Raw genomic sequence first — 26,417 nt, 5'->3', positions numbered from 1 at the left:
CCGGGGGATCAGCCGGGACGGTTGATCATGGCGTGGGCGGCGCGGTCGAAGTAGTCCCAGATGATCCCGTCGTGCAGCGGGGAGAGCTCCAGGGTGTCCAGGGCCGCGCGCATGTGCGTCAGCCAGGTCTCGCGCGCCCACGTGTCCACGGGGAACGGCATGTGCCGCATCCGCAGCCGCGGGTGCCCGCGCTGCTCCGAGTAGGTGGTCGGCCCGCCCCAGTACTGCTCGAGGAACATCCGCAGCCGCTCCTCGGCGGGGCCGAGGTCGTCCTCCGGGTAGAGCGCCCGGAACCGCTCGTCCTCGGCCACCCGGGCGTAGAACTCGTGCACGAGCTTCACGAACGTCTCGTGCCCGCCCACCTGGTCGTAGAACGACGACGCCGTGCCGGCCTCGGCCTGCTCCCGCTCGTCGCCGACCTGCGGCACGGGGCGGCGCAGCTGGGACAGGGGCGCCCCGACCGCGAAGGAGCGCGCCCCGGGCGGCGCCGCGGCGGCGGGGTCGGTGCGCGGGTCCTGGCCGGCCGGACCGGGGCGCTGCTGCTCGTCGCTCATGCGCGCACCACCTCGTAGGCGGCGTCCACGGCCTGCGCCCGGACCGCGCGGGCCGTCGCGTCGCGCTGCTCGAGGACCAGCCGGCGGAGTCCGTGCAGGTCCTCGGGCAGGTCCGCGAGGAAGGCGTCCGCGGCGTCGACGGTCTCCTGGGCGGGGATGTTCGGGTACATGCCGGTCGCGATCTGCTGGGCCAGCTCGTGGGTCCGGGTGCGCCACACGCCCGGGATCGCCGCGAAGTACTCCTCGGCCCAGGGCGCCAGCAGGGAGGTGTCGGCGGCCGTGCGGAACCCGTCGATCGCCGCGTCCTGGATGGAGTTGGGCAGCGACCCGTCCACCATGATCTGCTGCCACGCCCGGGCCTTGGCCTCGGCCGTGGGGATGGCGGCCCGGGCGCGGGCGGCCGCGATCGCGCCGTTCTCGGTGTTGTCCTGCGCGAGCATCGCGTCCACCTCGGCGTCGCCGGCCCGCCCGCCGGCGCACAGCGCGGTGAGCAGGCTCCAGCGCAGGTCGGTGTCCAGCGCCAGGCCCTCCAGGGTGCGCCGCCCGTCGAGGAGCTGCTCGAGGACGTCCAGCTGCTCGTCGGTGCGGGCGTGCCGGGCGAAGGCCCGGAGGAACTGCAGCTGCTGGTCGGAGCCGGGCGCCGCCTCCTCGGTGAGCCGGCGGAGCCGGTCGGCGGCGGCGCGCACGGTGGCCCCGCGCACGGGCTCGGCCACGTAGCCGTCGAGCACGGTGTCCAGCTGGCGCAGCTGCACCTGGATGCCGGTCGAGGACGTCTCGTGGGCGATGTTGCCGAGCACGAGCTCCACGTAGCGGCGGGCGGGCGTCTCGCCGTCGTGCACGCCGTCCCACACGGACGCCTGGACGAGGGCGCGCGGGAGCGTGTCCTCGAAGTTCTTCAGGTGGGTCAGGGCGGTGTCCAGGGAGCACTCGTCGAGGCGGATCTTCGCGTAGGCGAGGTCGTCGTCGTTGAGCAGCACGAGGTCCGGCAGCTCCCGGCCCACCAGCTGCGGCACCTCCGTGGACGGGCCGTCGACGTCGAGCTCGACCCGGTGCGTGCGCACGAGCTTGCCCTGCTCCCCGTCGTGGTCGTAGAAGCCCACGGCCAGGCGGTGCGGGCGCAGCGTGGGGTGCTCGTCGGGGGCGGTCTGCCGGATCCGGAAGGAGCGGATGATCCCGTCCTGGTCGGTCTCGAGCTCCGGGGTCAGCGTGTTCACCCCGGCGGTCTCGAGCCACTTCGCGGCCCACTCGTCGAGGTCCCGGCCGCTGGCCTCCTCGAGCCGGACCATGAGGTCGCGCAGCTCGGTGTTGCCCCACGCGTGCTCCCGGAAGTACCGGTTCAGCCCGGCCATGAACTGCGCCTGGCCCACCCAGGCCACCAGCTGCTTGAGCACCGAGGCGCCCTTGGCGTAGGTGATGCCGTCGAAGTTCACCAGCACGTCCTCGAGGTCCCGGATCTCGGCCTTGATGGGGTGGGTGGTGGGCAGCTGGTCCTGCTCGTAGCCCCAGGACTTCTCCCCGGCGGCGAACGTGGTCCACGCCTCCGTGTACCGGGTGTTCTCCGCCGCGGCGAGGGTGGACATGAACTCGGCGAAGGACTCGTTGAGCCACAGGTCGTTCCACCAGCGCATGGTCACGAAGTCCCCGAACCACATGTGGGCCAGCTCGTGCAGGACCGTGATGGCCCGCCGCTCCACCCGGGCCTGCGTGGGCCGGGAGCGGAAGACGTAGAGCTCCACGAAGGTCACCGCGCCGGCGTTCTCCATGGCCCCTGCGTTGAACTGCGGGACGAACAGCTGATCGTACTTCTCGAACGGGTAGGGCACCCCGAACTGCGCCTCGAAGAACTCGAAGCCGCGCTTGGTGATGCCGAACATCTCCTCCGCCTCGACGTGCTCCACGAGCGAGCGGCGGGCGTACAGGCCCAGGGGGATCGTGCGGCCGTCGGCGCTGGTGAGCTCGTCGTGCACGGACGCGTACGGGCCGGCGATCAGCGCCGTGACGTAGCAGGGGACCACCGGGGTGGGGGTGAAGGACCACGTGGCGGCGCCCTCGCCGGCGGCGACGGGCTCCGGGGTGGGCTGGGTCGAGACGACCGTCCAGTGCGCGGGGGCCGTGACCGTGAACGCGAAGCGGGCCTTGAGGTCCGGCTGCTCGAACACGGCGAACACGCGCCGGGTGTCCGCCACCTCGAACTGGGTGTAGAGGTAGACCTCGTCGTCGACCGGGTCCACGAACCGGTGCAGGCCCTCGCCGGTGTTCATGTACCGGCAGTCCGACTCGACCGTGAGCACGTTGTCCGCGGCGAGCCCCGGCAGCTGGATCCGCACGCCGTCCGAGACCTCGGCGGGATCGAGCTCGGTGCCGTTGAGCACCACGGAGTGCACCGCGTCGGTGATCGCGTCGATGAACGTCGAGGCGCCCGGGGTCGCCCGGAAGCGCACGGTGGTCGTGGAGCGGAAGACGCGCTCGCCGCGGGTCAGGTCGAGGACCACCTCGTAGGCGTCCACCGCCACGGTCTCGGCCCGCGCGGCCGCCTCCTGGCGGGTCAGGTTGGTTCCGGGCACTTCAGTGCCGTCCTCTCGTCGGGGTCGGGGTCGGGGTCGGGGTCGGGGTCGGGTCGGGATGGCTCGGGATCGGGGCGTCCGCGACCGGTGGGCCGCAGGGGATCGTCCCATTATGTCAGCCGGGTCCCGGCCGCCCGGGGAGGCCCTGCGGTGTGCGCGGCACGCACTACGCTGGAGGGCGGCCGGTCCGTCCGCGCGGGCCCTGCGCCTCGATCCCGCCCCGTTCCCGCGAACCCCAGGAGCACGCCGCCCATGCGCGTCCACATCGCCACCGACCACGCCGGCCTGGACCTCTCCCGCTACCTGGTCGAGGAGCTCGTCGCCGCCGGCTACGACCTCGTCGACCACGGCCCCGCCGAGTACGACGCCCTCGACGACTACCCCGCGTTCTGCATCAGCGCCGCGCGCGCCGTCCGGGCGGACCGGGAGGCGGGGCTCGACTCCCTCGGGATCGTCCTGGGCGGGTCGGGCAACGGCGAGCAGATCGCCGCCAACAAGGTCGAGGGCATCCGTGCCGCCCTGGCCTGGAACCTGGACACCGCCCGGCTCGCGCGCCAGCACAACGACGCCCAGGTCGTGGCCGTCGGGGGACGCCAGCACCCGCAGGAGGAGGCGCTGGCCATCGTCCGGGCGTTCCTCGCGGAGCCCTTCTCCGGCGACGAGCGCCACGAGCGCCGGATCGCCCAGATCGGCGAGTACGAGTCCACCGGCACCGTCGCGGGGAAGCTCGAGGACCTGCGCCCGCGCGAGTTCCCGGCCGCCCGGGAGGCCTGAGTGCCGGAGGGCCACTCGGTCCACCGCCTCGCCCGCCAGTTCGCCGACTGCTTCTCAGGCCAGGCCCTGGCCGTGAGCTCCCCGCAGGGGCGCTTCGCCGCCGGGGCGCACGCCCTGGACGGCGCCGTGCTCGAGGGGGCACGGGCCCACGGCAAGCAGCTGTTCCTCGACTTCGCCGGGGACCGGGTGCTGCGCTCGCACCTCGGCCTCTACGGCGCGTGGAGCTTCGGCGGCACCGACCGCTTCCGCGGCGCCTCCTCCATCGGGGCCCCGCGCCGGATCGGGGAGCGGGAGGCGCACGACGACGACGCCGCCCCCGCCGGCCCGCTGCTGCCGCCGGCGCCCGTGGGGGCGGTGCGCGTGCGGCTGGTCGGGGACGAGGGCTGGGCCGATCTGCGCGGGCCGGCGCTGTGCGTGCTGGAGAGCTCCGCCGAGGCCGAGGCGGCCCGGGCGCGGCTGGGCCCGGACCCGCTCGACCCGCACGCGGACCCCGCGCCCTTCGTGGCCGCCGTGCGGCGCAGCCGCCGCCCGGTGGGCGCGCTGCTCATGGACCAGGCCGTGCTGGCCGGGGTGGGCAACATCTTCCGGGCGGAGTCCCTGTTCCGCCGCGGACTGGACCCGATGACGCCGGGGCGCGCCCTCGACGAGCCGGCGCTGCTGGGGCTGTGGGCGGAGAACGCGGCCCTCATGCGCACGGGCGTGCGGCTGGGCCGGATCCTGACGACCGACGCCGCTGACCGCCCGGGGATCTCGGAGGCACAGGCGTGGCCCGGGCACGCCCACCTCGTCTACAAGCGCCAGGGCCTGCCGTGCCGCCGGTGCGGGACGCCCGTGGCGGCGGGGGAGCTGGAGGGGCGCACGCTCTACTGGTGCCCCTCCTGCCAGCGCTGACCGCGCCGGGGCCCACGGCGTAGCCTGGAGCCGTGTCCAGTTGCTGCGGCGCGCCCGGCTACCGGCGCGTCTTCGGCCCCCGCTTCGCGCGGCGCCTCGCCCGCCGGTACCGGCGGCGGGGCCTCGACCGCGCCTCCCGGCGGGTCGTGGAGTTCCTCGCCGCCCAGGGCGTCGAGGGGGCCAGCGTGCTGGAGATCGGCGGCGGCGTGGGCGGGATCCAGCTCGAGCTGCTGCGCCGGGGCGCCGCGCGGAGCACGAACCTGGAGCTCGTGGACTCCTACGAGGCCGAGGCCGCGGAGCTGGCCGCCGCCGCCGGGGTGTCCGGCCGCGTGGTGCGCATGCAGCTCGACATCGCGACGGACCCGGAAGCGGTCGCCCCGCACGACGTCGTGGTGCTGCACCGGGTCGTGTGCTGCTACCCCGACCACGAACGGCTCCTGGGCGCCGCCGCGGACCGTGCCACGCGCCTGCTCGTGTTCAGCCACCCGCCCGGGCACCGCCTCCTGCGGGCGCTCGCCGCCCTGGAGAACCTCGGCCTCCGCGCCGCCGGGACGCCCTTCCGCACCTACGTGCACTCCCCGGCGGCCATGCTCGCCGTCCTGCAGGAGCACGGGCTGCGTCCCGTGCACGCGGACCGGGGCGCGGTGTGGCAGATGGTCGGGCTGCGCCGCTGAGACGCGCCCGGAGCCGGGCCGAGGTGCCGCCGGAACGACGAACGCCCCGGTCCAGCAGGACCGGGGCGTTCGTGCACGGAGAGGGGATGACGGGAATCGAACCCGCGTAATCAGTTTGGAAGACTGAGGCTCTACCATTGAGCTACATCCCCGCGCAGCGCTCTGTCGAGGCCTTCCCATTAACCGGCCCGGCGCGCGCGGTGTCAAATCCCGGGGCCTCGTCGCACCCGCGGAGCGCGGCCGGCAGAACGCCGGCGGGCCGTGCGGAGCGGGGTCCGGCGGGCCGAGGTGCGGCCCCGTCCGCCCAGCCGGTAGACTCGCCGGTGGTCCGTGCTCGTGCACCGGACCGCAGTCGTTGCAGCCGAGGCTGCAGGTACCGGGGCGTAGCGTAGTGGCTAGCGCGCCTGCTTTGGGAGCAGGAGATCGCAGGTTCGAGTCCTGTCGCCCCGACGTTGGAGCGGCTGCCCGGTCCTGCCGGGCAGCCGCCTTCCCGACTGTCCCGGGCCGGAGAGCGGCACCGGAAGACCCAACCGACCTACCACTCAGGAGTGCAGCGGAAGTGAAGAGCGCCGTCGAGAAACTCAACCCCACCCAGGTCAAGATCGTGGTGGACGTCCCGTTCGCGGAACTGAAGCCGTTCATCGACCAGACCTACACCTCGCTCGCCAACCAGATCCAGGTCCCCGGCTTCCGCCGCGGCAAGGTTCCGGCGCGGCTGATCGAGCAGCGCGTGGGCTTCGACTTCGTCGTCGAGAACGCGCTCAACGAGGGCCTGAACACCTTCTTCCAGCAGGCGCTGGCGGAGAACGAGATCACCCCGCTGACCCAGCCCCAGGTCGAGGTCCTCGCCAAGCCGGACGAGACGAACCGCGAGGCCGACGTCAAGGTCGAGATCGACGTGGCCGTGCGCCCCGAGATCGAGCTGCCCGACTACAAGGGCCTCGAGGTCGAGGTGGAGGCCCGCGAGGCCTCCGCCGAGGACGAGCAGAAGGCCCTCGACGAGCTGCGCGGGCGCTTCGGCACCCTCAAGACCGTGGACCGTCCCGCCGCCGAGGGCGACTTCGTCACCCTCGACCTGCAGGCCCTGGTCGACGGCGAGGAGGTCGACGCCGCCAACGACCTGTCCTACCAGGTGGGCGCCGGCACGATGCTCGAGGGCATGGACGAGGCCATCACCGGTCTGTCCGCCGACGAGGACGCCACCTTCGAGACCAAGCTCGCCGGCGGCGAGCACAGCGGCGAGGACGCCGTCGTCAAGGTCAAGGTCACCGCCGTCAAGGAGCGCGAGCTGCCCGAGGCCGACGACGAGTTCGCCCAGCTGGCCTCCGAGTTCGACACCATCGAGGAGCTCAAGGAGGACCTGAAGAAGCAGGCCGCCGAGGGCACCGTGGTGGAGCAGGGCGTCGAGGCCCGCGACAAGGTCCTGGAGAAGCTGCTGGCCCTCGTGGAGATCCCCGTGCCGCAGGCCGTGATCGACGAGCAGATCGCCCAGCACTTCGACAACCCGCAGGCCGAGGCGGACCACGACACCGCGGACCACCGGGCCGAGGTGCAGAAGAACGCCGAGGACGCGTTCCGCAACGAGATCGTGCTGGACGCGGTCGCCGAGGCCGAGGAGATCGGCGTCGAGCAGTCCGAGCTGATCGACTACATCATCAACATGTCCCAGCAGTACGGCATGGACCCGAACCAGTTCGCCCAGCTGCTCGACTCCTCGGGCCAGGCCGGCCTGATGGTGGGCGAGGTCCGCCGCCGCAAGGCCCTGGCCAAGGTCCTGGAGTACGCGACGGTCACCGACACCGAGGGCAACACGGTGGACCTCTCCGAGTTCGTGCGCCCGCAGGGCGAGGAGCAGGCGGGGGAGCCCGCCGAGGAGGTCGAGCCCGAGGAGACCACCGCGGCCCCGACCCCCGGCACCGAGGAGGAGTCCGCCGACTCGCCCGAGTCCGCGGAGTCCGCCGACTCCCCGGAGTCGGCCGACTCGGCCGACTCCCCGGACTCCGCCAAGTGACGTCCTGACACCGCTCCCGACGACGCCGCCGTCCCGCCCGGGACGGCGGCGTCGTCGTGTGCGGCGGGCGCGCCCGCGACCATGCGCCATCAGCGAACAACCCGGACGGGGACCGGCCGGGACCCGGGGCGGGCACTAGTGTTCTGTTCAGAGATCACCGGACCACACGGACGAAAGAGGCACTGTTACATGACCTCCGCTCACGAGTCGCCGTTCGGCTCGACCCACGCAACCTCCACCGGACCGCGCCTGCAGGGCGGCGGCCCCATGGGCGGCCAGGACGACTACGTCTACAACCGGCTGCTCAAGGAGCGCATCATCTGGCTGGGCTCCGAGGTGCGCGACGACAACGCGAACCTCATCTGCTCGCAGATGCTGCTGCTCTCGGCCGAGGACCCCCAGGCGGACATCTTCCTGTACATCAACTCCCCGGGCGGCTCCGTCACCGCGGGCATGGCGATCTACGACACCATGCAGCTCATCCCGAACGACGTGGTGACCGTGGCCACCGGCCTGGCCGCGTCGATGGGCCAGTTCCTGCTGTCCTCGGGCACCAAGGGCAAGCGCTACTCCACCCCGAACGCCCGGATCCTCATGCACCAGCCCTCCGGCGGCATGGGCGGCACCGCCTCGGACATCCGGGTGCAGGCCGAGCTGATCCTGTCGATGAAGCAGCGCCTCGCGGAGCTCACCGCCGAGCAGACCGGGCAGTCCCTGGAGACGATCCTCCGGGACAACGACCGCGACAACTGGTTCGACGCCCAGCGCGGCCTCGAGTACGGCTTCTTCGACCACATCGCCAGCTCGGCCGGCTCCATGACCGGCGGCGGCGGGACCATGAAGGACCAGGAGTAGGACCTCGGCGGTCCCACCACGTCATCAGGCACGCTCTTCCAGACCTCCGAGGAACTCAACCATGACCTTCACCCACGGACCTTCGTCCACGGCCGGTTCCGCGGCCGCCCTGCCCACCAGCCGCTACGTGCTCCCCGACTTCGAGGAGCGCACCCCCTACGGGTACCGCCGGCAGAACCCCTACACCAAGCTGTTCGAGGACCGGATCATCTTCCTGGGCGTCCAGGTCGACGACGCCTCGGCCGACGACGTCATGGCGCAGCTGCTCGTGCTCGAGGCGCAGGACGCCGACCGGGACATCACGATGTACATCAACTCCCCGGGCGGGTCGTTCACCGCGATGACCGCGATCTACGACACCATGCAGTTCATCCGCCCCGAGGTCCAGACGGTGTGCCTCGGACAGGCCGCGTCCGCGGCGGCCGTCCTGCTCGCCGGCGGCACCCCCGGCAAGCGCCTGGCCCTGCCGAACGCCCGCGTGCTCATCCACCAGCCGGCCATGTCCGGTCAGGGCGGGGGCCAGGCCTCGGACATCGAGATCCAGGCCAACGAGATCATGCGCATGCGCGAGTGGCTGGAGGAGACCCTGGCCCTGCACTCCGGCAAGACCGCCGAGGAGGTCAACCGGGACATCGAGCGCGACAAGATCCTCACCGCGTCCGCCGCCAAGGAGTACGGGATCGTGGACCACGTCCTGGAGTCCCGGAAGATCCACAAGCCCGCGACCGTCACCTCCTGACCCGGGCGACCCGCCGCAGCCCACCCGCAGCGCCCCGGTGCGCCGCGACCCGACCGGTCGCGGCGCACCGGGGCGCCCTGGTGTTGGGGCGGGACCCGGTCCTCGCCTATCCTGGACGAGGATTCCCGTACCCCGACCAGAGGACTGTTTCATGGCGCGCATCGGCGAGACCGCGGATCTGCTCAAGTGCTCCTTCTGCGGCAAGAGCCAGAAGCAGGTCCGCAAGCTCATCGCGGGCCCGCGCGTCTACATCTGCGACGAGTGCATCGAGCTGTGCAACGAGATCATCGAGGAGGAGCTGAGCGAGGTCAAGGACCTCGAGCAGCAGGAGCTCCCCACGCCCCACGAGATCTACCAGCACCTCCACCAGTACGTGATCGGCCAGGAGACCGCCAAGCGGGCGCTGGCCGTGGCCGTGTACAACCACTACAAGCGGGTCCGGGCCGGCGAGAACGGCAAGCCCCTGTCCCTGGCCACGGCGGCCGGTGACGAGGACGTCGAGATCGCCAAGTCCAACATCCTGCTGGTCGGCCCCACCGGCTCCGGCAAGACGTACCTGGCCCAGTCCCTGGCCCGCAAGCTCGACGTGCCCTTCGCGGTGGCGGACGCCACGTCCCTCACGGAGGCCGGCTACGTCGGCGAGGACGTCGAGAACATCCTGCTCAAGCTCATCCAGGCGGCGGACTACGACGTCAAGCGGGCCGAGACGGGGATCATCTACATCGACGAGATCGACAAGATCTCCCGCAAGTCCGAGAACCCCTCGATCACCCGCGACGTCTCCGGCGAGGGCGTGCAGCAGGCGCTGCTGAAGATCCTCGAGGGCACCGTGGCCTCGGTGCCCCCGCAGGGCGGGCGCAAGCACCCGCAGCAGGAGTTCATCCAGATCGACACCACCAACGTGCTGTTCGTCGTGGCCGGCGCCTTCGCCGGGCTCGAGGACATCGTGGACTCCCGGGCGGGCCGGACGAGCATCGGCTTCGGCGCGGAGCTGAAGCAGAGCGGGCCGCGCCACGAGGTGATGGCCGACGTCATGCCGGAGGACCTGCTGAAGTTCGGCCTGATCCCCGAGCTGATCGGCCGTCTGCCCGTGGTGACCACGCTGCGCGAGCTGTCGGTGGCCGACCTCACCCGCATCCTCACCGAGCCGCGCAACGCGCTCGTGAAGCAGTACAAGAAGATGTTCCAGCTGGACGGCGTCGAGCTGACGTTCGACCCCGAGGCGCTGACCGCCGTCGCCGAGCTCGCGATCCAGCGGGGCACGGGCGCCCGCGGGCTGCGCGCCATCCTCGAGGACGTGCTCCAGCCCGTCATGTTCGAGCTCCCCAGCCGGGAGGACATCGCCGCCGTGCTGGTCACCGCCGAGGCCGTGGCCAAGCAGGCCGAGCCGGAGATCATCACGCACGAGATGATCCGCGAGGAGCAGAACCGGAACAAAACAGCCTGAGCCGTGGCTTCTACCCGGTGAAGCGTCCGCCACTCCCGGCGGACGCCCGCACGAGAGGAAGCTGATGACGGACAAGGTGGAGTTCTGGTTCGACCCCCTGTGCCCCTGGGCCTGGATGACCTCGCGGTGGATGGAGGAGGTCGAGCGGCTGCGCGACGTCGAGGTGCACTGGCGGATCATCTCGCTGGGCATCCTCAACGAGGAGAACCCCGGCAGCCACCACCACGGCCACGAGGAGTCGATGTGGCTCGTGCGCGTGGTCGAGGCCGCGGCCCGCGCCCACGGTGACGAGTACAACAAGAGGCTCTACGACGCCATGGGCACGCGGCGCCACCCCGGGGGGATCGAGGACCTGGAGCAGATCATCACCGAGTCCCTCGAGGAGGTCGGCCTGCCCGCGGAGCTCGCCGCGGCCCGGCACGCCACCGAGTTCGACGACGCGCTGCGGGCCTCCACGGAGGCCGCCCAGGCGGTCGCCGGCGAGGACATCGGCACGCCCTGCATCTCCGTCAACGGCGTGGGCTTCTTCGGCCCGGTCTTCACGCCGGCGCCCCGGGGCGAGGACGCCGCCCGGGTCTGGGACGGCTGCCTGGCCCTGGTCTCCCACCACGGGTTCTACGAGCTCAAGCGCGGTCGTGACGAGGGCCCGATCTTCGACTGAGCAGCGACCCGGACCGACCCGGGTCCCGGACAGCACGAGGGCCCGGCCGCCGCGGCGGCCGGGCCCTCGTGCTGCGCACCGGGGACGGCGCTACCGGGCCGGCTCCTCCGCGGGGACCAGCTCGACGTCGCGCACGGCGAGGCCCTCGGGCCCGGCGACGAGCACGAGCTCGGCGGCGTTGCCCGCGGCCTTGAGGTCGCCCAGGCCCGCCTCGAGGCGGGCGACGTCCTCGGCGGCGGCCGTGATGGTCGCCGAGCGCACCTCGGTGCGCTGCTTGACCTTGGCCTCGGACTTGGCCTTGCGCAGCCCCGAGAGGGCCTCGCCCACGGTCGTGAGCACCTCCGGGTCGGCGTCGGTCACGGCGTCCGCGAAGCCCTCGACGCCCGGCCACGAGGCCCGGTGCACGGAGCCGGTGCGCCACCAGGACCAGACCTCGTCCGTGGCGAACGGCAGGACGGGGGCGAACAGGCGCAGCAGCGCGTCGAGGGTCGTGGCGAGCGCGGCGTGCACGGACGCCTGCGCGGCCGCCCCGCGGGCCCCGTAGGCCCGGTCCTTCACGAGCTCGACGTAGTCGTCGGTGAAGGTCCAGAAGAACTGCTCGGTGAGCTGCAGGGCCCGGGCGTACTCGTAGTCCCGGAACGCCTGGCCGGCGCGCTCCACGACCGTGGCCAGCTGGGCGAGCAGCGCACGGTCCACCGCGTCGGTCACGACGTCCGCGGACGCCCCGGCGCCGAGCACGGAGGCCTCGGTGACGCCCTGGGCGAGGACGAACTTCGAGGCGTTGAGCAGCTTGATGGCCAGCCGGCGGCCGATCTTCATCTGCCCCTCGTCGTAGGCGGTGTCCGCGCCCAGGCGGGCGGAGGCGGCCCAGTAGCGCACCGCGTCGGCCCCGTAGTTCTCGAGCACCTCGGTGGGGACCACCACGTTGCCCTTGGACTTGGACATCTTCTTGCGGTCCGGGTCGAGGATCCACCCGGAGAGCGCGGTGTTGGTCCAGGGCACCGTGCCGGCCAGCGACTCGGAGCGCACCACCGTGGAGAACAGCCAGGTGCGGATGATGTCGTGGCCCTGGGGCCGGAGGTCCATCGGGAAGGTGTTGGCGTGCAGCCGCTCGTCGAACGCCCAGCCGGTGGCGATCTGGGGGGACAGCGAGGACGTCGCCCAGGTGTCGAGCACGTCCGGGTCGCCGGTGAAGCCGTGCGGCTGATCCCGCTGGGTCTCGTCGAAGCCGGGGGCCGGGTCGGCGGCCGGGTCCACGGGCAGCTGGTCGAGGGCGGGCAGGACGGGGTCGTCGTAGTCCGGGTTGCCGTCGCCGTCGAGCCGGTACCAGACCGGGAAGGGCACCCCGAAGAAGCGCTGGCGGGAGATCAGCCAGTCGCCGTGCAGGCCCTCGATCCAGTTCTCGTACCGGGACCGCATGAACGCGGGGTGCCAGTCCATCTCGCGCCCGCGCCCGATGAGCGCCTCGCGCCGGTCGGCGTCGCGGCCGCCGTTGCGGATGTACCACTGGCGGGAGGTGACGACCTCGAGCGGCTTGTCGCCCTTCTCGTAGAAGTTCACCGGGTGCATGACCTTCCGGGGCTCGCCCGCCAGGTCCCCGGACTCCCGGAGCATCTCCACGACGGCCTGCTGCGCCGAGAACACGGTCCTGCCCGCCACCTCGGCGTAGCGCTCGGCCGGGGCGCCGGCGGCGATCCACTCCGGGGTCTCGCTCGCGAAGCGGCCGTCACGGCCGATCAGCGCCCGGGTCGGGAGGTCCAGCTCCCGCCACCACGTCACGTCGGTGAGGTCGCCGAAGGTGCAGATCATGGCGATCCCGGAGCCCTTGTCCGGCTTGGCCAGCGGGTGCGCCCGCACCTCGACCTCGACGTCGAACAGGGGGGAGCGCACCGTGGTGCCGAACAGCGGCTGGTAGCGCTCGTCGTCCGGGTGGGCCACGAGGGCCACGCACGCGGGCAGCAGCTCGGGGCGGGTGGTCTCGATGTGCACCGGCTCGCCGTCGGGACGGTGGAAGGCGACCCGGTGGTAGGTGCCCTCCCGCTCCCGGTCCTCGAGCTCGGCCTGGGCCACGGCGGTGCGGAAGGTGACGTCCCACAGGGTGGGGGCCTCGGCCATGTAGGCGTTGCCGGCCGCGAGGTCCTGGAGGAAGGCGCGCTGGGAGACGGCCCGGGAGCGGGCGTCGATGGTGCGGTAGGTGCGGGTCCAGTCCACGGACAGGCCCAGGGTGGAGAACAGCTGCTCGAAGACCTTCTCGTCCTCGACGGCCAGCTCCTCGCAGAGCTCGATGAAGTTCTTGCGGGAGACCACGTCCCAGTCGCGCTGGTTCTTCGCGGGCTTCTCCGGCGGGCGGTAGCCCTCGACGTAGGGCCTCGTGGGGTCGCAGCGCACGCCGTAGTAGTTCTGCACGCGGCGCTCGGTGGGCAGGCCGTTGTCGTCCCAGCCCAGCGGGTAGAAGACGTTCTTGCCGCTCATCCGCTGGAAGCGGGCGATCACGTCCGTCTGCGTGTAGGAGAACATGTGGCCGACGTGCAGGGAGCCCGAGGCGGTCGGCGGGGGAGTGTCGATCGAGTAGACCTGCTCGCGCGTGGTGTCCTCGTCGAAGGCGAAGGTGCCCTCCTCGCGCCACCTGCGCGCGTACTTCTGCTCCAGGCCCTCCAGCGCGGGCTTGTCGGGAACGGTCACGGGCGTGGTCTCGGGCGTGGTCTCCGGTGCGGTCCCGGGCGTGTCTGTGCCCTGCGTGTTGTCAGCCATGCCGACCAGTCTCTCACGAGCCCCGGCGCGCGCCCCGACGCCCCGGTGCTTGGGCGGCGCCCGGCGCCCGGCTAGCGTGGGACCCATGACCGATCAGCAGAGCCCCACCACGCTCACCGGCAGGGTCGCCGTCGTCACCGGCGCGTCGACCGGCATCGGGGAGGCCACCGCGCGCGAGCTGCGCCGGTCCGGCTGGACCGTCTACGCGGTGGCCCGCCGCGCCGAACGGCTCGAGGCCCTGGCCCGCGAGACGGGGGCCGTGCCCGCGCCGTGCGACATCACCTCGGACGCCGACGTCGAGGCCCTCCGGGACCAGGTGCTGGAGGAGCAGGGTCGCGTGGACGCGCTGCTCAACATCTCCGGCGGCGCCCGCGGCACGGACCGCGTGGCCGAGGCCAGCACCGAGGACTGGGAGTGGATGTACCAGGTCAACGTGCTCGGCACGATGCGCCTGACCCGCGCCTTCCTCCCGGCGCTGCGCGCCAACGGCGAGGGCACCGTCCTGAACCTCACGTCCCTCGCCGCGCACCGGGCCTACGAGGGCGGCGGCGGCTACAACGCCGCGAAGTTCGCCGAGCGGGCCATGACGGAGGCGCTGCGGCTCGAGGAGGCCGAGCACAACGTGCGCGTCGTCGAGATCGCCCCGGGCCTCGTGCACACCCCGGAGTTCTCCCTCAACCGCCTCGGCGGGGACCAGGAGGCCGCGGAGAAGGTCTACGCGGGCGTGGACAAGCCCCTCACCTCCGAGGACGTCGCCCAGGTGTGCGCCTTCGCGGTGAACCTGCCCCACCACGTGGACCTCGACACCGTGACCATCAAGCCGGTCGCCCAGGCGGCCCCGCACAAGCTGATCCGCGGCCGGTAGGCCTCCCCGCGACCTCGGCGAAGTCGCCGGTGGGTTAAGATGGGGGCAGTCATCACGGCGTCGATCCGGCCATCACCGGGGAGTCTTCGGAAGAACAGGCCCGCCCCGCCCCGGGGCGCGCCCCAGTAGAACCGAACGGGTAAGCCCGTCACAGCAGTCGACGAGCGGCGGCCCGCGTCCCCCAGGGGACCGGGGCGCAAGCGAGGTGGTACCGCGTTCCGCCCCGGGCGACCGGCCGGCAGCGTCCTTGCACCCTGACCCGCACGAGCAGCACCGACGTCAGAACGAGGATGGACCCCGTGTCAGACCAGCCCGTCTACCCCAAGGCGACCACCGACCCCGCGGCCCGGGGCGTGCCCGCGGCGCCCGCGTTCCCCGCCGTGGAGGAGCGCGTCCTCGCCTACTGGGCGCAGGATCGCACGTTCCAGGCCAGCGTGGACCAGCGCGACCCCGGCCGGGACGGCTCCAACGAGTTCGTCTTCTACGACGGCCCGCCCTTCGCCAACGGGCTGCCGCACTACGGGCACCTCCTCACGGGCTACGTCAAGGACCTCGTGGCCCGCTACCAGACCCAGCGGGGCCGCCGGGTGGAGCGCCGCTTCGGCTGGGACACCCACGGCCTGCCCGCCGAGCTCGAGGCGATGAAGCAGCTCGGGATGGCGGACAAGCAGGAGATCGAGCGGATGGGCGTCGCGGCGTTCAACGACGCCTGCCGGTCCTCCGTGATGAAGTACGCCTCCGAGTGGCAGGACTACGTCACCCGCCAGGCCCGGTGGGTCGACTTCGACAACGACTACAAGACCCTCAACCCGGACTACATGGAGTCCGTGATCGCCGCGTTCAAGGCGCTCGACGACAAGGGCCTCGTCTACTCCGGCTACCGCGTCCTCCCTTACTGCTGGAAGGACGAGACCCCGCTGTCCAACCACGAGCTGCGGATGGACGACGACGTCTACCAGGACCGCCAGGACCAGACGGTGACCGTCACCTTCCCCGTGCTCGACGACGCCTCGTGGGCGGTCCGGCCCGAACTGGCCGCCGAGCTCGCCGGGGTGGAGGCCCTCGCCTGGACCACCACGCCCTGGACGCTGCCGACCAACCAGGCGATCGCCGTGGGCCCCGAGATCGTCTACGCCGTGGTCCCCGGCGCCGGCGAGCTCGAGGGCCGGCGCTTCCTGGTCGCCGAGGAGCTGCTGGGCGCCTACGCGAAGGACCTCGGCTGGGGCGAGGCCGAGGACCCGGCGGCGGCCGCGGCCGCGGCGGTGACCGCCCGGCACCGCGGGGCCGACCTCGAGGGGCTGCGCTACCAGCGGCTGTGGGACTACTTCGCGGACGCCGAGCGCTTCGGCACGGGCACGTCCTGGCAGTTCGTCGTGGCCGACTACGTCACCACCACCGACGGCACCGGGCTCGTGCACCAGGCGCCCGCCTACGGCGAGGACGACCAGAACGTCTGCGCCCGCTACGACATCCCCGTGGTGCTCTCCCTCGACGAGTCCGGGGTGTTCTACCGGCTCTTCGAGGACGAGCGGCTCGCCCCCGGCGCGCCCCTGGCCGGGATCGCCGGGCGCAACGTCTTCGACAAGGACGTGGCCCGCACGGTGGTCCGGGACCTCAGGGCCCAGGGCCGGCTGGTCCGGGAGGCCAGCTACGAGCACCCGTACCCGCACTGCTGGCGCTGCCGGAACCCGCTCATCTACCGCGCGGTGTCCTCCTGGTTCGTGGAGGTCACCCGGATCAAGGAGCGGATGGTCGAGCTCAACCAGCAGATCACCTGGATCCCGGAGAACGTCAAGGACGGCCAGTTCGGCAAGTGGCTGGAGAACGCCCGCGACTGGTCGATCTCCCGCAACCGGTACTGGGGCACGCCCATCCCGGTGTGGGAGTCCGACGACCCCGAGCACCCGCGCCGCGACGTCTACGGCTCCCTCGCCGAGCTGGAGACCGACTTCGGCCGGCTGCCCGTCAACGACCGGGGCGAGGTCGACCTGCACCGGCCCTGGATCGACGAGCTGACCCGCCCGAACCCCGACGACCCGACGGGCGCCGCCACGATGCGCCGCGTGCCCGAGGTGCTGGACGTGTGGTTCGACTCCGGGTCGATGCCGTACGCCCAGGTGCACTACCCCATGGAGAACCGGGAGTGGTTCGAGACCCACAACCCCGGCGACTTCATCGTGGAGTACATCGGCCAGACCCGCGGCTGGTTCTACACGCTGCACATCCTGGCGACCGCGCTGTTCGACCGGCCCGCGTTCCGCAACGTCATCAGCCACGGCATCGTGCTGGGCTCGGACGGGCAGAAGATGTCGAAGTCCCTGCGCAACTACCCGGACGTCAACGAGGTCCTGGACCGGGACGGCGCGGACGCCATGCGCTGGTTCCTGATGTCCAGCCCCATCCTGCGCGGCGGGAACCTGGTGGTCACCGAGCAGAGCATCCGCGACGGCGTGCGCCAGATGATGCTGCCGCTGTGGAACGTGTACCACTTCTTCGGCCTCTACACGAACGCCGCGAACGGCGGCGCCGGCTACGAGGCCCGGACACGCCACGACTCGGAGCACGTGATGGACCGCTTCGTGCTGGCCGCCACCGGCCGGCTCGTGACGGACGTCCAGGACGCCTTCGACCGCTACGACGTCTCCGGGGCCGCGGAGCGCCTGCGCTCCTACATGGACACCCTGACCAACTGGTACGTGCGCCGCTCCCGGGACCGGTTCTTCGACGAGGACACCGTCGCCTTCGACGTGCTGTACACCTGCCTGGAGACCGTCTGCCGGGTGGCCGCCCCGCTGCTGCCCCTGGTCGCGGAGGAGATCTGGCGCGGGCTGACCGCCGGGCGCTCCGTGCACCTGACCGACTGGCCGGACGCCTCGCTGTTCCCCGCCGAGGCCGACCTGGTGGCGCGCATGGAGACGACCCGCACGATCTGCTCCAACGGCTCCGCCCTGCGCAAGGCCCACCAGCTGCGCGTGCGCCAGCCGCTGGCCGGGATGACCGTGGTGGTGCCCGGGGGAGACGAGCTCGCGGGCACCTTCGAGCGCATCGTCGCGGACGAGCTGAACCTCAAGTCGGTGACCCTGCTCGACGCCGGCCAGGCCTCCGCGGAGCAGTTCGGCATCTCCCAGCAGCTCAAGGTCAACGCCCGCGCCGCGGGACCCCGCCTGGGCAAGGGCGTGCAGGCCGTGATCAAGGCCGCGAAGTCCGGGGACTGGAGCACGGCCGAGGACGGCACCGTCACCGCTGGCGGAACGGCGCTGCAGGAGGGCGAGTACGAGCTCGAGACCGTCGTGGCGCAGGACGCCGCGGCCGGGTCCCGCGCCGTGGCGGTCCTGCCCGGCGGCGGCTTCCTCGTCCTCGACACCGAGCTCACCCCCGAGCTCGAGGCCGAGGGCACCGCCCGGGACATGGTCCGGGCGATCCAGCAGGCCCGCAAGGACGCCGCCCTCCAGGTCTCGGACCGGATCCGCACCGTCGTCACCGCTGACGAGCGGACGGTCGCCGCCCTCGAGGCCAACCGCGGGCTCGTGGCCGGCGAGACGCTCTCCGCCGAGCTCGAGCTGCGCGTGGGCGAACCGGCCGTGGCCGTGTCCGTCGTGGGCGCCCCGACCGGGGCCTCCGCCGGCACCTCCGCCGGCACCGGGGCGGTGCGGGCGTGAGCGCCCCCTTCGCCGGGACCGGTGGGGCGGGGACCGTGGAGGAGGTCTACGCCCGGCTGCTCGAGCGCGCCCCCGAGAACCGGATGGCCCCGCGCCTGGACGCGATGCGCCGGACCATGGAGGTCCTGGGGGAGCCGCAGCGCGCCGCCCCGGTGATCCACCTGACCGGCACGAACGGCAAGACTTCGACCGCCCGGATGGTGGAGGCCCTGCTGCTCGCCCACGATCTGCGGGTGGGCCGCTACACCAGCCCCCACCTCTCCCGGGTCACCGAGCGGATCAGCGTGGACGGCGCGCCCGTCGACGACGAGACCTTCGTGCGCGTCTTCGGCGAGATCGCCCCGTACCTGGGCTTCGTGGACGCCGAGCTGGCCGAGCGGGGGGAGCCCCGGCTCAGCTACTTCGAGACCGTCACGGCGCTCGCGTTCGCGGTCTTCGCGGACGCGCCGGTCGACGTCGTCGTCCTCGAGGTGGGCATCGGCGGCTCCTGGGACGCCACGAACGTGGCGGACGCCGCGGTGTCCGTGGTGACCCCGATCGACCTCGACCACACGGACCTGCTCGGCGACACGCTCGGGGAGATCGCCGCCGAGAAGGCCGGGATCCTCAAGCCGGGCGGGTTCCTCGTCTCCGCCGCGCAGGACCCGGAGGCCGCCGAGGTGCTCCTCGCCCGGGCCCGGGAGCTCGGCGTCCCGTTCCGCTTCGGCGGCGTGGAGTTCGGCGTGGAGGCCCGCGCCACGGCCGTGGGCGGTCAGGTGCTCACGCTCCAGGGCCTGGCCGGGCGGTACCCCGAGGTCCTGCTGCCGCTGTTCGGCGCCCACCAGGCGGAGAACGCGGCCCTGGCCCTCGCCGCGGTGGAGGCCTTCCTGGGCGGCGGGGAGAAGGAGCTCAACCCCGAGCTGGTCCGCACCGGGCTGGGCGCCGTCGAGTCCCCGGGACGCCTGGAGCTGGCCCGCAAGGCGCCCCCGGTGGTCCTCGACGCCGCGCACAACCCGCACGGGCTCACGGCCGCGGCGGCCGCCCTCAAGGAGGCCTTCACGTTCGGGAAGCTCAACCTCGTGGTGGGGATGCTCCGGGAGAAGGACGCCGAGGCGATGCTGCGGGTCCTGCTCGACGAGTACGAGGAGTTCCACACCGAGTTCTGGTTCACCCGGTCCTCCTCGCCCCGGGCGGTCGACCCGCAGGAGCTCGTGGAGCTCGCCGTGGACCTCGGCTTCCCGGAGGACGTGGTCCACGCCGTCCCGCAGCTCGACGACGCGATGACCGAGGCCGTCCAGGACGCCGCCGCCCGCCCGGAGTTCGACGGCGCCGTGCTGGTCACGGGCTCGATCACCGTGGTCGGCGAGGCCCGCACGCTGCTGGGGCTGTGACCGTGCCCCGCGCCCCGCACCGACCGCACCCCCCGCAGGAGAGGACCCGTCCCACGTGGCACGCATGACCAGAGCCCAGCGCGACCGGCGCCCCGGGCAGCCCCGGCCGCGGCGCTCGATCCGCACGATGTTCGCCTCCTCGGTGCTGGTCATGGAGGCGTTCATCGCGTTCTTCGCGGCCCTCACCGCCTACGGGGTCCTCGGCCGGGAGCTCGGGGACGGGGCCCGGACGGCGATCCTGGCCGGCGGGACCGCGCTCGCGCTGCTCCTGGGGCTGGCCCCCGCCGTGCTGGGCCGGCCCTGGGGGTACACGGTCGGCTGGGTCCTGCAGGCCGTGTTCCTGGCCACCGGCTTCGTGCTGCCGACGATGTTCTTCGTGGGTGGACTGTCCGTGCTCGCCTGGTGGTACGCCGTGCGCACCGGGGCGCGGCTGGACCGGGAGAACGCCGCTCGCGACGCCGCCCAGGCGCAGTGGGAGCGGGAGCACCCGGACGGCTAGGCTGGGCACCGACATCCTGGACCCGCACCTCGGAAGGACCCCCATGACCACGGAACGCACCCTCGTCCTCGTCAAGCCCGACGGCGTGGCCCGCGGCCTCACCGGCGAGGTGCTCGCCCGGATCGAGGCGAAGGGCTACCGCCTCGTCGACCTGCGCCTGCTGCACGCGGAGCGCTCCGTGCTGGAGCAGCACTACGCCGAGCACCAGGGGAAGCCGTTCTACGAGCCGCTCGTCGAGTTCATGCTGAGCGGCCCGGTCGTGGCCGCCGTCGTCGAGGGCCACCGGGTGATCGAGGGCTTCCGGTCCCTGGCCGGGACCACCGAGCCGACCACCGCTGCGCCGGGCACGATCCGCGGCGACCTCGGCCGGGACTGGGGCGAGAAGGTCCAGCAGAACATCGTGCACGGCTCCGACTCCCCGGAGTCCGCCGAGCGCGAGATCGGCATCTGGTTCGCCTGAGCCCTGAGCCCTGAGCCCGCCGGACCCCGGTGCGCACCGACGACGACGGCCTCCGCCCAGCACGGGCGGAGGCCGTTCGTCGTCGGTGCCGTGCCGCGTCCGGCGGAGCCGCACGGCACCGGGCGGGCTCAGGCCGGGAAGATGACCCCGGCGAACCGGACCAGGACGGTCCCGAAGAGCAGCACGAGCAGGGCGGCGGAGACGAACCACGCCCACTGCTCGGCGCCGCGCGCCACGCCGGCCGGCGCCGGCAGCACCCCGCCGCGCAGGTTGCGGGTCGTGGTGTGCACCAGCAGGACGGTCTGCATCACCCACACGAGCATGCAGTACAGGCACAGGGCGTTGATCTCGAAGGTGGTCTGCCACCACAGCCACAGCACGAAGACCCAGCCGAGGGTCACCCCGATCTGCAGCCCCCACCAGTACCAGGCGGCGAACCGGGCACCCGCCAGCACCGCGAGCGCCACGGCCACGACGACCGCGTAGGCGACGATGCCGATGAAGGGGTTGGGGAAGCCGAAGGCCTCCGCCTGGGGCGTGCGCATGACGGTGCCGCAGGACAGCCACGAGTTGATGTCGCAGCTGGTGCGGTGGCCGGCGTCGAGGAAGAGCTGGAGCCGCTCGTACACCAGCGTGGCGGCGCCGTAGAAGCCCAGGAGCCCGGTCACGAGGGCCACGAGGCCCCAGCGCCGGTCGGCGCGGGCGTCCGGGCCGCGGGACACGGCGGGGGAGTCGTCGAGGCGGGGCGGAGTGGAGGTCACACGCCGATCCTAGGCGATGCCCCCTGATGCTCCCCGGGGGCTCTCCCGGCCCCGTGCCCGCGGGTTGCGGGCCGTGACGGAGCCAATCCGGCCCGCACCGGGGCGTCTGTGAGATACTGGCCACGGTCGAGCCCGCCCGTACGCGGGATCTCGGCCCAGTCGGACTTCGACCCCAGGTCGGCAGGACCCGCGGCTCTCATCGGATTGAGCGCGTCCGCCGCCGGCCCAAGACCGTTGCCCTCGTGAGCAGCGGCTCGAAGCCCCGGACTGGCTCGCTGCCGTCCCCGCCCGTTCGCGAGGTGTGCGGGACGCGACGGGTACGCACAGGACTTCTGGCCGCCGCGTGGACCCCCACCGGCGATACGCCGACCAAGCAGCTGCGGGGACCGGGTACGGACGGCGTACCGCGGCAGGAGCACAGCTGTATATGGATGCCGAACAGGTGAACCAGGCCGGGGCGCAGGACGCCCTGGACGCTGGTCAGCAGAACACATCGCACGACGCCCGCCGGGACCTCCCGGTGGCGGAGGCAACGGTGCAGGACACCGCCCCCGAGACCCCGGGCCACGTGCCCGGGGAGCCGTCGGAGGACGCGCCGGCCGTGCCGGACGCCGCCCCCGAGGTCTCGGACCACGTGCCCGCGGAGCCGTCGGAGGACGTGCGACCCGCGCCGGACACCGTCCCGGAGGCCGGGCCCAGCACACCGGGCGAGGTCCCCGGTGAGCCGTCGGAGACCGTGCCGTCCGCGCCGGCCACCGGCGACGCCGCGGGGACCGACACCCTCGACGTCGCGCCCGGGACCGCGGTCCCCGGCGACGAGCGCCCCGGTGCGGTGGCCGAGGAGGCCGCCGCTCCCGCGAACCCCGCGCCCGGCACGCCCGGTGCCGAGGAGGCCGCCGAGGGCCTCGAGCCCGCCGGCGAGACCGAGGACCTGGGCCCCGGGGCCCAGGCGCCGGCCGCCGACGCGCCGGCCGGAGCCGGGCAGGACTCCGCCCCGTCCGCCGAGGACGACGAGGCGGACACCGTTGACGAGGACACCGACGACGAGGACACCGACGACGACGGGGAGCCGCGCACGGCGCTGGCCGCCGCGGTGACGGCGACCTCTCTCATGTTCCACGCCCCGGACCTCGACGAGCTGCGCGAGGCCGCTCAGCAGCGCGCCGCCCGGCGCCGGGAGGCGCGGCGCCGCCAGCAGGAGGAGAACGCCTCCGCCGAGGACCCGGGCGACGGTCCCGAGGAGCCGGACACGGCGGAGCTCGCCGATGAGGGCGAGGAGGCCGGCCAGGGGACCGGCGGGAGCGCCACCAGCCGCCGCCGTCGGCGCCGCCGCCGCGGCGAGGTCGACATGGAGCTCGTGGGCGGCAGCGACGACGACCCGCCCAACACGGTGACCCGGGTCCGGGCGCCCCGCGCCGCGGAGACCGCCACGGTCGACGAGGTCGTGGCCGTGAAGGGCTCCACGCGGCTCGAGGCCAAGAAGCAGCGCCGGCGCGAGTCCCGCCAGACGGGCCGCCGCCGCCAGGTGATCACCGAGGCCGAGTTCCTGGCCCGCCGCGAGTCGGTCGAGCGGCAGATGCTGGTCCGGCAGAAGGACAACCGGATCCAGATCGGCGTCCTCGAGGACGGCGTCCTGGCCGAGCACTTCGTCTCGCACACCCAGCAGGACTCCCTGATCGGCAACGTCTACGTAGGCAAGGTGCAGAACGTGCTGCCGTCCATGGAGGCCGCGTTCATCGACATCGGCCGGGGCCGCAACGCCGTGCTCTACGCCGGCGAGGTCAACTGGGACGCGTCGCGGCTCGAGGGCGGGCCGCGCCGGATCGAGGTCGCGCTGAAGTCCGGGGACTCGGTCCTGGTGCAGGTCACCAAGGACCCGGTGGGGCACAAGGGCGCCCGGCTCACGAGCCAGATCTCCCTGCCCGGCCGGTACCTGGTCTACGTCCCGGGCGGGTCGATGACCGGGATCTCCCGGAAGCTGCCCGACGTGGAGCGCGCCCGGCTGAAGAAGATCCTCAAGGACCGTCTGCCGGACGGGGCGGGCGTCATCGTGCGCACCGCCGCCGAGGGGGCCTCCGAGCAGGAGCTCACCCACGACATCAACCGGCTGCGCGCCCAGTGGGAGCAGATCCAGGAGCGGGCCGGGTCGACCAGGACGCTCGCGCCCGAGATGCTCTACGCGGAGCCGGACCTCACGATCAAGACGGTGCGCGACGTCTTCAACGAGGACTTCACCACCATGGTCGTCCAGGGCGACGAGGCGTGGGACAACATCGAGGCGTACGTGACCTACGTCGCACCGGACCTGCTCGACCGGCTCAAGAAGTGGGACGAGGACGAGGACCTGTTCGTGAACTACCGCGTGGAGGAACAGATCCAGAAGGCACTCGAGCGCAAGGTCTTCCTGCCCTCGGGCGGCTCCCTCGTCATCGACCGCACCGAGGCGATGACGGTGGTCGACGTGAACACCGGCAAGTTCACCGGCTCCGGGGGCAACCTCGAGGAGACCGTGACCAAGAACAACCTGGAGGCGGCCGAGGAGATCGTCCGGCAGCTGCGGCTGCGGGACATCGGCGGGATCATTGTGATCGACTTCATCGACATGGTCCTGGAGTCCAACCGGGACCTCGTGCTGCGCCGGCTGGTGGAGTGCCTGGGCCGGGACCGCACCAAGCACCAGGTGGCGGAGGTGACCTCGCTGGGCCTCGTGCAGATGACCCGCAAGCGCATGGGCACCGGCCTGCTGGAGGTGTTCTCCGAGCCGTGCGAGCACTGCGCCGGCCGCGGCGTGGTGGTCCACGACCACCCGCTCGAGGGCCGCTCCGGCGGTGCCACGAGCGAGTCCCGCGACCAGCGGCCGAACCGCACGGAGCGCAAGCGCGGCCGCGGGGGCCGCAACGAGCAGCAGCCCGCCCGGACGGAGCAGCGCTCCGCCGAGGCCGACCCCGCGGAGAAGGCCAAGGCCGAGGCCGCGCGGACGGCGTTCGCGACGATCGCCGCCGCCACCCACCACGAGGAGGCGGCCGCGGACGAGCCGGAGCGAGCCGAGGAGGCCGCCCAGCCTGCGGAGTCCCGGCCCGAGGGCTCGGGGCGCTCCCGGAAGAAGCGCCGCGGCAAGCGCAGCCGCGGCCGCGGCCAGGGCGGGGACACCGCCGCCGAGCAGCAGCCGGAGGAGGGGGAGGACACCGCCCCGGCCGCCCCGGAGCAGCTCCCCGCCGAGGGGGCGCCGGGCGAGCAGGGCTCGCGCCTGACCATCAACGGCGAGGTCATCGAGCTGCCGCAGGGCCACGCCGTGGTCGTCGAGCCCGCCGAGGCCCGGCCGCTGAGCCTGGACTCCCTCGCGGAGGTCTTCGGGCAGCGGGGACCGGACGCCGGCTCCGCCGCCCCGGAGGCCGCCGCCGAGGCGGTCACCGGTGCGGATGACGCCGCGGAGGGGGCCACCGCCGCGGCGGAGGCCCCGGCACAGGAGAGCACGGCACAGGAGCGCACGGCACAGGAACGCACGGAGCGGCAGGCGCCCGCTCCCGCCTCGGCGGTTGCCGCGGAGCAGGCGGACGTCGAGCCCGAGCGGCCCCGGCGGCGCTCCCGGCGGGCCTCGGCCCCGACGGCGCGGCCCGGCGAGGCCGAGGTGACCGCCGGCCGGGCGGCCGCCGCGGAGGGCGCCCGGCACGAGGCGAGGACCGTCGCCCAGCGCGCCCCGGAGGAGTCCTCCCGCCGGGCGCCGACCGTCGTCGGCGTCGGCGTCAAGGCCGAGGACCTCACCAGCGGCCGGCCCGCCGACCGGGGCTGACCCGCCCCGCCGAGCAGCACCACGGAGGACCCCGACCGGCACGGTCGGGGTCCTCCGTCGTCGCGGACCGTCACGGACCGCCCCGGCCTGCCCGCCCTCCGCGCGGCGGCGTACCGTGGTGCGCACCACAGCACACCCGGGGCCGCCGTCCCGTCCGCCGGGAGAGCGGCCGCCCGTTCCAGGGAGCATCGCCATGACCAGTGCAGACACCATCCGCACCACCGGCACGGAACTGTTCGTCCACCGGGATCCGTCGGCCGTGGACCGTCACTACACGGAGGACTTCGTCCAGCACTCGCCGCTCGCGCCGGACGGGCGCGAGGGTCTCAGGCAGTTCGTGCAGAGCATGCCCGACGACTTCCGCGTGGACATGGTCCGGATGCTCGACGACCACGGGACGGTGGCCGTCCACTCGGTGTACGAAGGGCTCGGTCCGGAGCCGCTGGTCGGCTTCGACGTCTTCCGGGTGGAGGACGGACGGATCGCCGAGCACTGGGACGTCCTCGAGCCCCTGCGCACGGGCCCCGACGGCGCCCGCCCCCAGCTCGACGGTCCCGTCGCGGTCACGGACCACGAGCGGACGCAGGACAACAAGCGCATCGCCGCCGAGTGGGTCGAGGCCGCCCTCGTCGGGGGCGACCGCCACGCCGTCCAGGACCACATGAGCCCCCGGGGCTGCACCGAGCACACCGGCGGCACGCCGGACGGCCCGCAGCCCGCGTACCAGCGGCTGCGCCGCGTGGTCGGCGAGGGGAACTTCGTGCTGACCGTCGCGGAGGCCGTTCCCGGAGGGAGCCGCGACGGAGGATCCACCGGAACGGTCGCCTGCTACGACCTCTGGCGCCTCGACGACGGCCGGATCGTGGAGCACTGGGGCGTCGCGCAGCCGGTGCCCGAGCGGATGGCGCACGCCAACGGCATGTTCTGATCCCGTGCGGGGTCCGTGCCGACTCCCGCACGACGACTAGACTGGCAGGACACCAGACACGGGGTGCCGCACGAGCGGCTGAGAACACACCCGTCGAACCTGATCTAGCCAGTACTAGCGAAGGGATGTCGCAGATGCGCGATGCCGTACCCCCGTCCGACCGC

19 protein-coding genes, 2 tRNA genes and 1 riboswitch are annotated in these 26,417 nt (G+C 73.0%); of the genes, 16 read left to right on the top strand and 5 right to left on the bottom strand.

The window, feature by feature from the left end:
- Positions 1 to 8 precede the first annotated feature (8 nt).
- Both E7Z53_RS07370 and pepN read right to left on the bottom strand, forming a co-directional pair.
- On the bottom strand, positions 9 to 554 hold the full coding sequence (locus tag E7Z53_RS07370) for a globin (RefSeq protein ID WP_126346268.1): 546 nt from the start codon (positions 552 to 554) through the stop codon (positions 9 to 11).
- On the bottom strand, positions 551 to 3,118 hold the full coding sequence (pepN, locus tag E7Z53_RS07365; protein WP_126346269.1) for an aminopeptidase N: 2,568 nt from the start codon (positions 3,116 to 3,118) through the stop codon (positions 551 to 553). Before pepN ends, E7Z53_RS07370 begins: the two co-directional genes overlap by 4 nt.
- Positions 3,119 to 3,370: 252 nt before the next feature.
- Between pepN and E7Z53_RS07360 the strand changes: the two genes are divergently transcribed.
- The 3 genes from E7Z53_RS07360 to E7Z53_RS07350 are packed head-to-tail and all read left to right on the top strand — an operon-like array spanning position 3,371 to position 5,457.
- Entirely contained in the window at positions 3,371 to 3,892 is a 522-nt protein-coding gene (locus tag E7Z53_RS07360) for a ribose-5-phosphate isomerase (RefSeq protein WP_035930062.1), read from the top strand.
- A complete protein-coding gene (locus E7Z53_RS07355) occupies positions 3,893 to 4,783 on the top strand; it encodes an Fpg/Nei family DNA glycosylase (protein WP_176337492.1) in 891 nt (296 codons plus the stop codon).
- 32 nt (positions 4,784 to 4,815) lie between these two features.
- On the top strand, positions 4,816 to 5,457 hold the full coding sequence (locus E7Z53_RS07350) for a methyltransferase domain-containing protein (protein ID WP_176337491.1): 642 nt from the start codon (positions 4,816 to 4,818) through the stop codon (positions 5,455 to 5,457).
- Positions 5,458 to 5,538: 81 nt separating this feature from the next.
- On the opposite strand, the gene E7Z53_RS07345 is transcribed toward E7Z53_RS07350, so the two are convergent.
- Positions 5,539 to 5,609: transfer RNA gene (locus tag E7Z53_RS07345), tRNA-Gly, on the bottom strand.
- 225 nt (positions 5,610 to 5,834) lie between these two features.
- On the opposite strand from E7Z53_RS07345, the gene E7Z53_RS07340 reads away from it, so the two are divergent.
- From E7Z53_RS07340 to E7Z53_RS07315, 6 genes are all read left to right on the top strand, one after another.
- Positions 5,835 to 5,907, top strand: a tRNA-Pro gene (locus E7Z53_RS07340).
- A gap of 109 nt (positions 5,908 to 6,016) precedes the next feature.
- Positions 6,017 to 7,468 (top strand): trigger factor, encoded by a 1,452-nt coding sequence (gene tig / locus E7Z53_RS07335; protein WP_176337490.1) that lies wholly within the window; start codon positions 6,017 to 6,019, stop codon positions 7,466 to 7,468.
- A gap of 189 nt (positions 7,469 to 7,657) precedes the next feature.
- The gene (locus tag E7Z53_RS07330) at positions 7,658 to 8,323 is read left to right on the top strand and encodes an ATP-dependent Clp protease proteolytic subunit (RefSeq protein WP_017834584.1); all 666 of its coding nucleotides are present in this window, start codon (positions 7,658 to 7,660) and stop codon (positions 8,321 to 8,323) included.
- A gap of 61 nt (positions 8,324 to 8,384) precedes the next feature.
- On the top strand, positions 8,385 to 9,062 hold the full coding sequence (locus tag E7Z53_RS07325) for an ATP-dependent Clp protease proteolytic subunit (protein ID WP_017834585.1): 678 nt from the start codon (positions 8,385 to 8,387) through the stop codon (positions 9,060 to 9,062).
- A 151-nt stretch (positions 9,063 to 9,213) separates the two neighbouring features.
- Positions 9,214 to 10,509 carry an ATP-dependent Clp protease ATP-binding subunit ClpX gene (gene clpX / locus E7Z53_RS07320; RefSeq protein ID WP_017834586.1) on the top strand — a complete coding sequence of 432 codons (1,296 nt, stop codon included), beginning with the start codon at positions 9,214 to 9,216 and terminating at the stop codon, positions 10,507 to 10,509.
- A gap of 64 nt (positions 10,510 to 10,573) precedes the next feature.
- Entirely contained in the window at positions 10,574 to 11,170 is a 597-nt protein-coding gene (locus tag E7Z53_RS07315) for a mycothiol-dependent nitroreductase Rv2466c family protein (RefSeq protein ID WP_035930051.1), read from the top strand.
- A gap of 90 nt (positions 11,171 to 11,260) precedes the next feature.
- Here the strand turns inward: E7Z53_RS07315 and valS are convergent, their stop codons facing one another.
- Entirely contained in the window at positions 11,261 to 13,921 is a 2,661-nt protein-coding gene (valS, locus tag E7Z53_RS07310) for a valine--tRNA ligase (RefSeq protein WP_176337489.1), read from the bottom strand.
- Positions 13,922 to 14,006: 85 nt separating this feature from the next.
- On the opposite strand from valS, the gene E7Z53_RS07305 reads away from it, so the two are divergent.
- From E7Z53_RS07305 to ndk, 5 genes are all read left to right on the top strand, one after another.
- Positions 14,007 to 14,786 (top strand): SDR family oxidoreductase, encoded by a 780-nt coding sequence (locus E7Z53_RS07305; RefSeq protein WP_176337488.1) that lies wholly within the window; start codon positions 14,007 to 14,009, stop codon positions 14,784 to 14,786.
- Positions 14,787 to 15,085: 299 nt separating this feature from the next.
- Positions 15,086 to 18,445: an isoleucine--tRNA ligase gene (ileS, locus tag E7Z53_RS07300; protein ID WP_369597962.1), complete on the top strand. Its 3,360-nt coding sequence runs from the start codon at positions 15,086 to 15,088 to the stop codon at positions 18,443 to 18,445.
- Positions 18,442 to 19,815, top strand: coding sequence for a bifunctional folylpolyglutamate synthase/dihydrofolate synthase (locus E7Z53_RS07295; protein WP_109267980.1), 1,374 nt, complete (start codon positions 18,442 to 18,444; stop codon positions 19,813 to 19,815). The genes ileS and E7Z53_RS07295 overlap by 4 nt, the downstream gene beginning before the upstream one ends.
- Before the next feature lie 64 nt (positions 19,816 to 19,879).
- A complete protein-coding gene (locus E7Z53_RS07290) occupies positions 19,880 to 20,314 on the top strand; it encodes a DUF4233 domain-containing protein (RefSeq protein WP_176337635.1) in 435 nt (144 codons plus the stop codon).
- A gap of 43 nt (positions 20,315 to 20,357) precedes the next feature.
- Positions 20,358 to 20,774 carry a nucleoside-diphosphate kinase gene (gene ndk, locus E7Z53_RS07285; protein ID WP_017834593.1) on the top strand — a complete coding sequence of 139 codons (417 nt, stop codon included), beginning with the start codon at positions 20,358 to 20,360 and terminating at the stop codon, positions 20,772 to 20,774.
- 128 nt (positions 20,775 to 20,902) lie between these two features.
- Here the strand turns inward: ndk and E7Z53_RS07280 are convergent, their stop codons facing one another.
- Complete coding sequence (locus E7Z53_RS07280) at positions 20,903 to 21,535, bottom strand: vitamin K epoxide reductase family protein (RefSeq protein WP_035930031.1); 633 nt, start codon at positions 21,533 to 21,535, stop codon at positions 20,903 to 20,905.
- 427 nt (positions 21,536 to 21,962) lie between these two features.
- On the opposite strand from E7Z53_RS07280, the gene E7Z53_RS07275 reads away from it, so the two are divergent.
- Together E7Z53_RS07275 and E7Z53_RS07270 are read left to right on the top strand one after the other, a co-directional pair.
- Positions 21,963 to 25,325: an Rne/Rng family ribonuclease gene (locus E7Z53_RS07275; RefSeq protein ID WP_176337486.1), complete on the top strand. Its 3,363-nt coding sequence runs from the start codon at positions 21,963 to 21,965 to the stop codon at positions 25,323 to 25,325.
- Between the two features lie 193 nt (positions 25,326 to 25,518).
- Entirely contained in the window at positions 25,519 to 26,253 is a 735-nt protein-coding gene (locus E7Z53_RS07270) for a nuclear transport factor 2 family protein (protein ID WP_126350212.1), read from the top strand.
- A gap of 49 nt (positions 26,254 to 26,302) precedes the next feature.
- Positions 26,303 to 26,396: riboswitch (TPP riboswitch) on the top strand.
- Positions 26,397 to 26,417: the final 21 nt, after the last annotated feature.

The organism is Kocuria salina (genome assembly GCF_013368965.1).
Taxonomy (GTDB): domain Bacteria; phylum Actinomycetota; class Actinomycetes; order Actinomycetales; family Micrococcaceae; genus Kocuria; species Kocuria rosea.
Note: the sequence above shows the minus strand (reverse complement) of the source record. Positions and strands in the feature narration are given on the sequence as shown.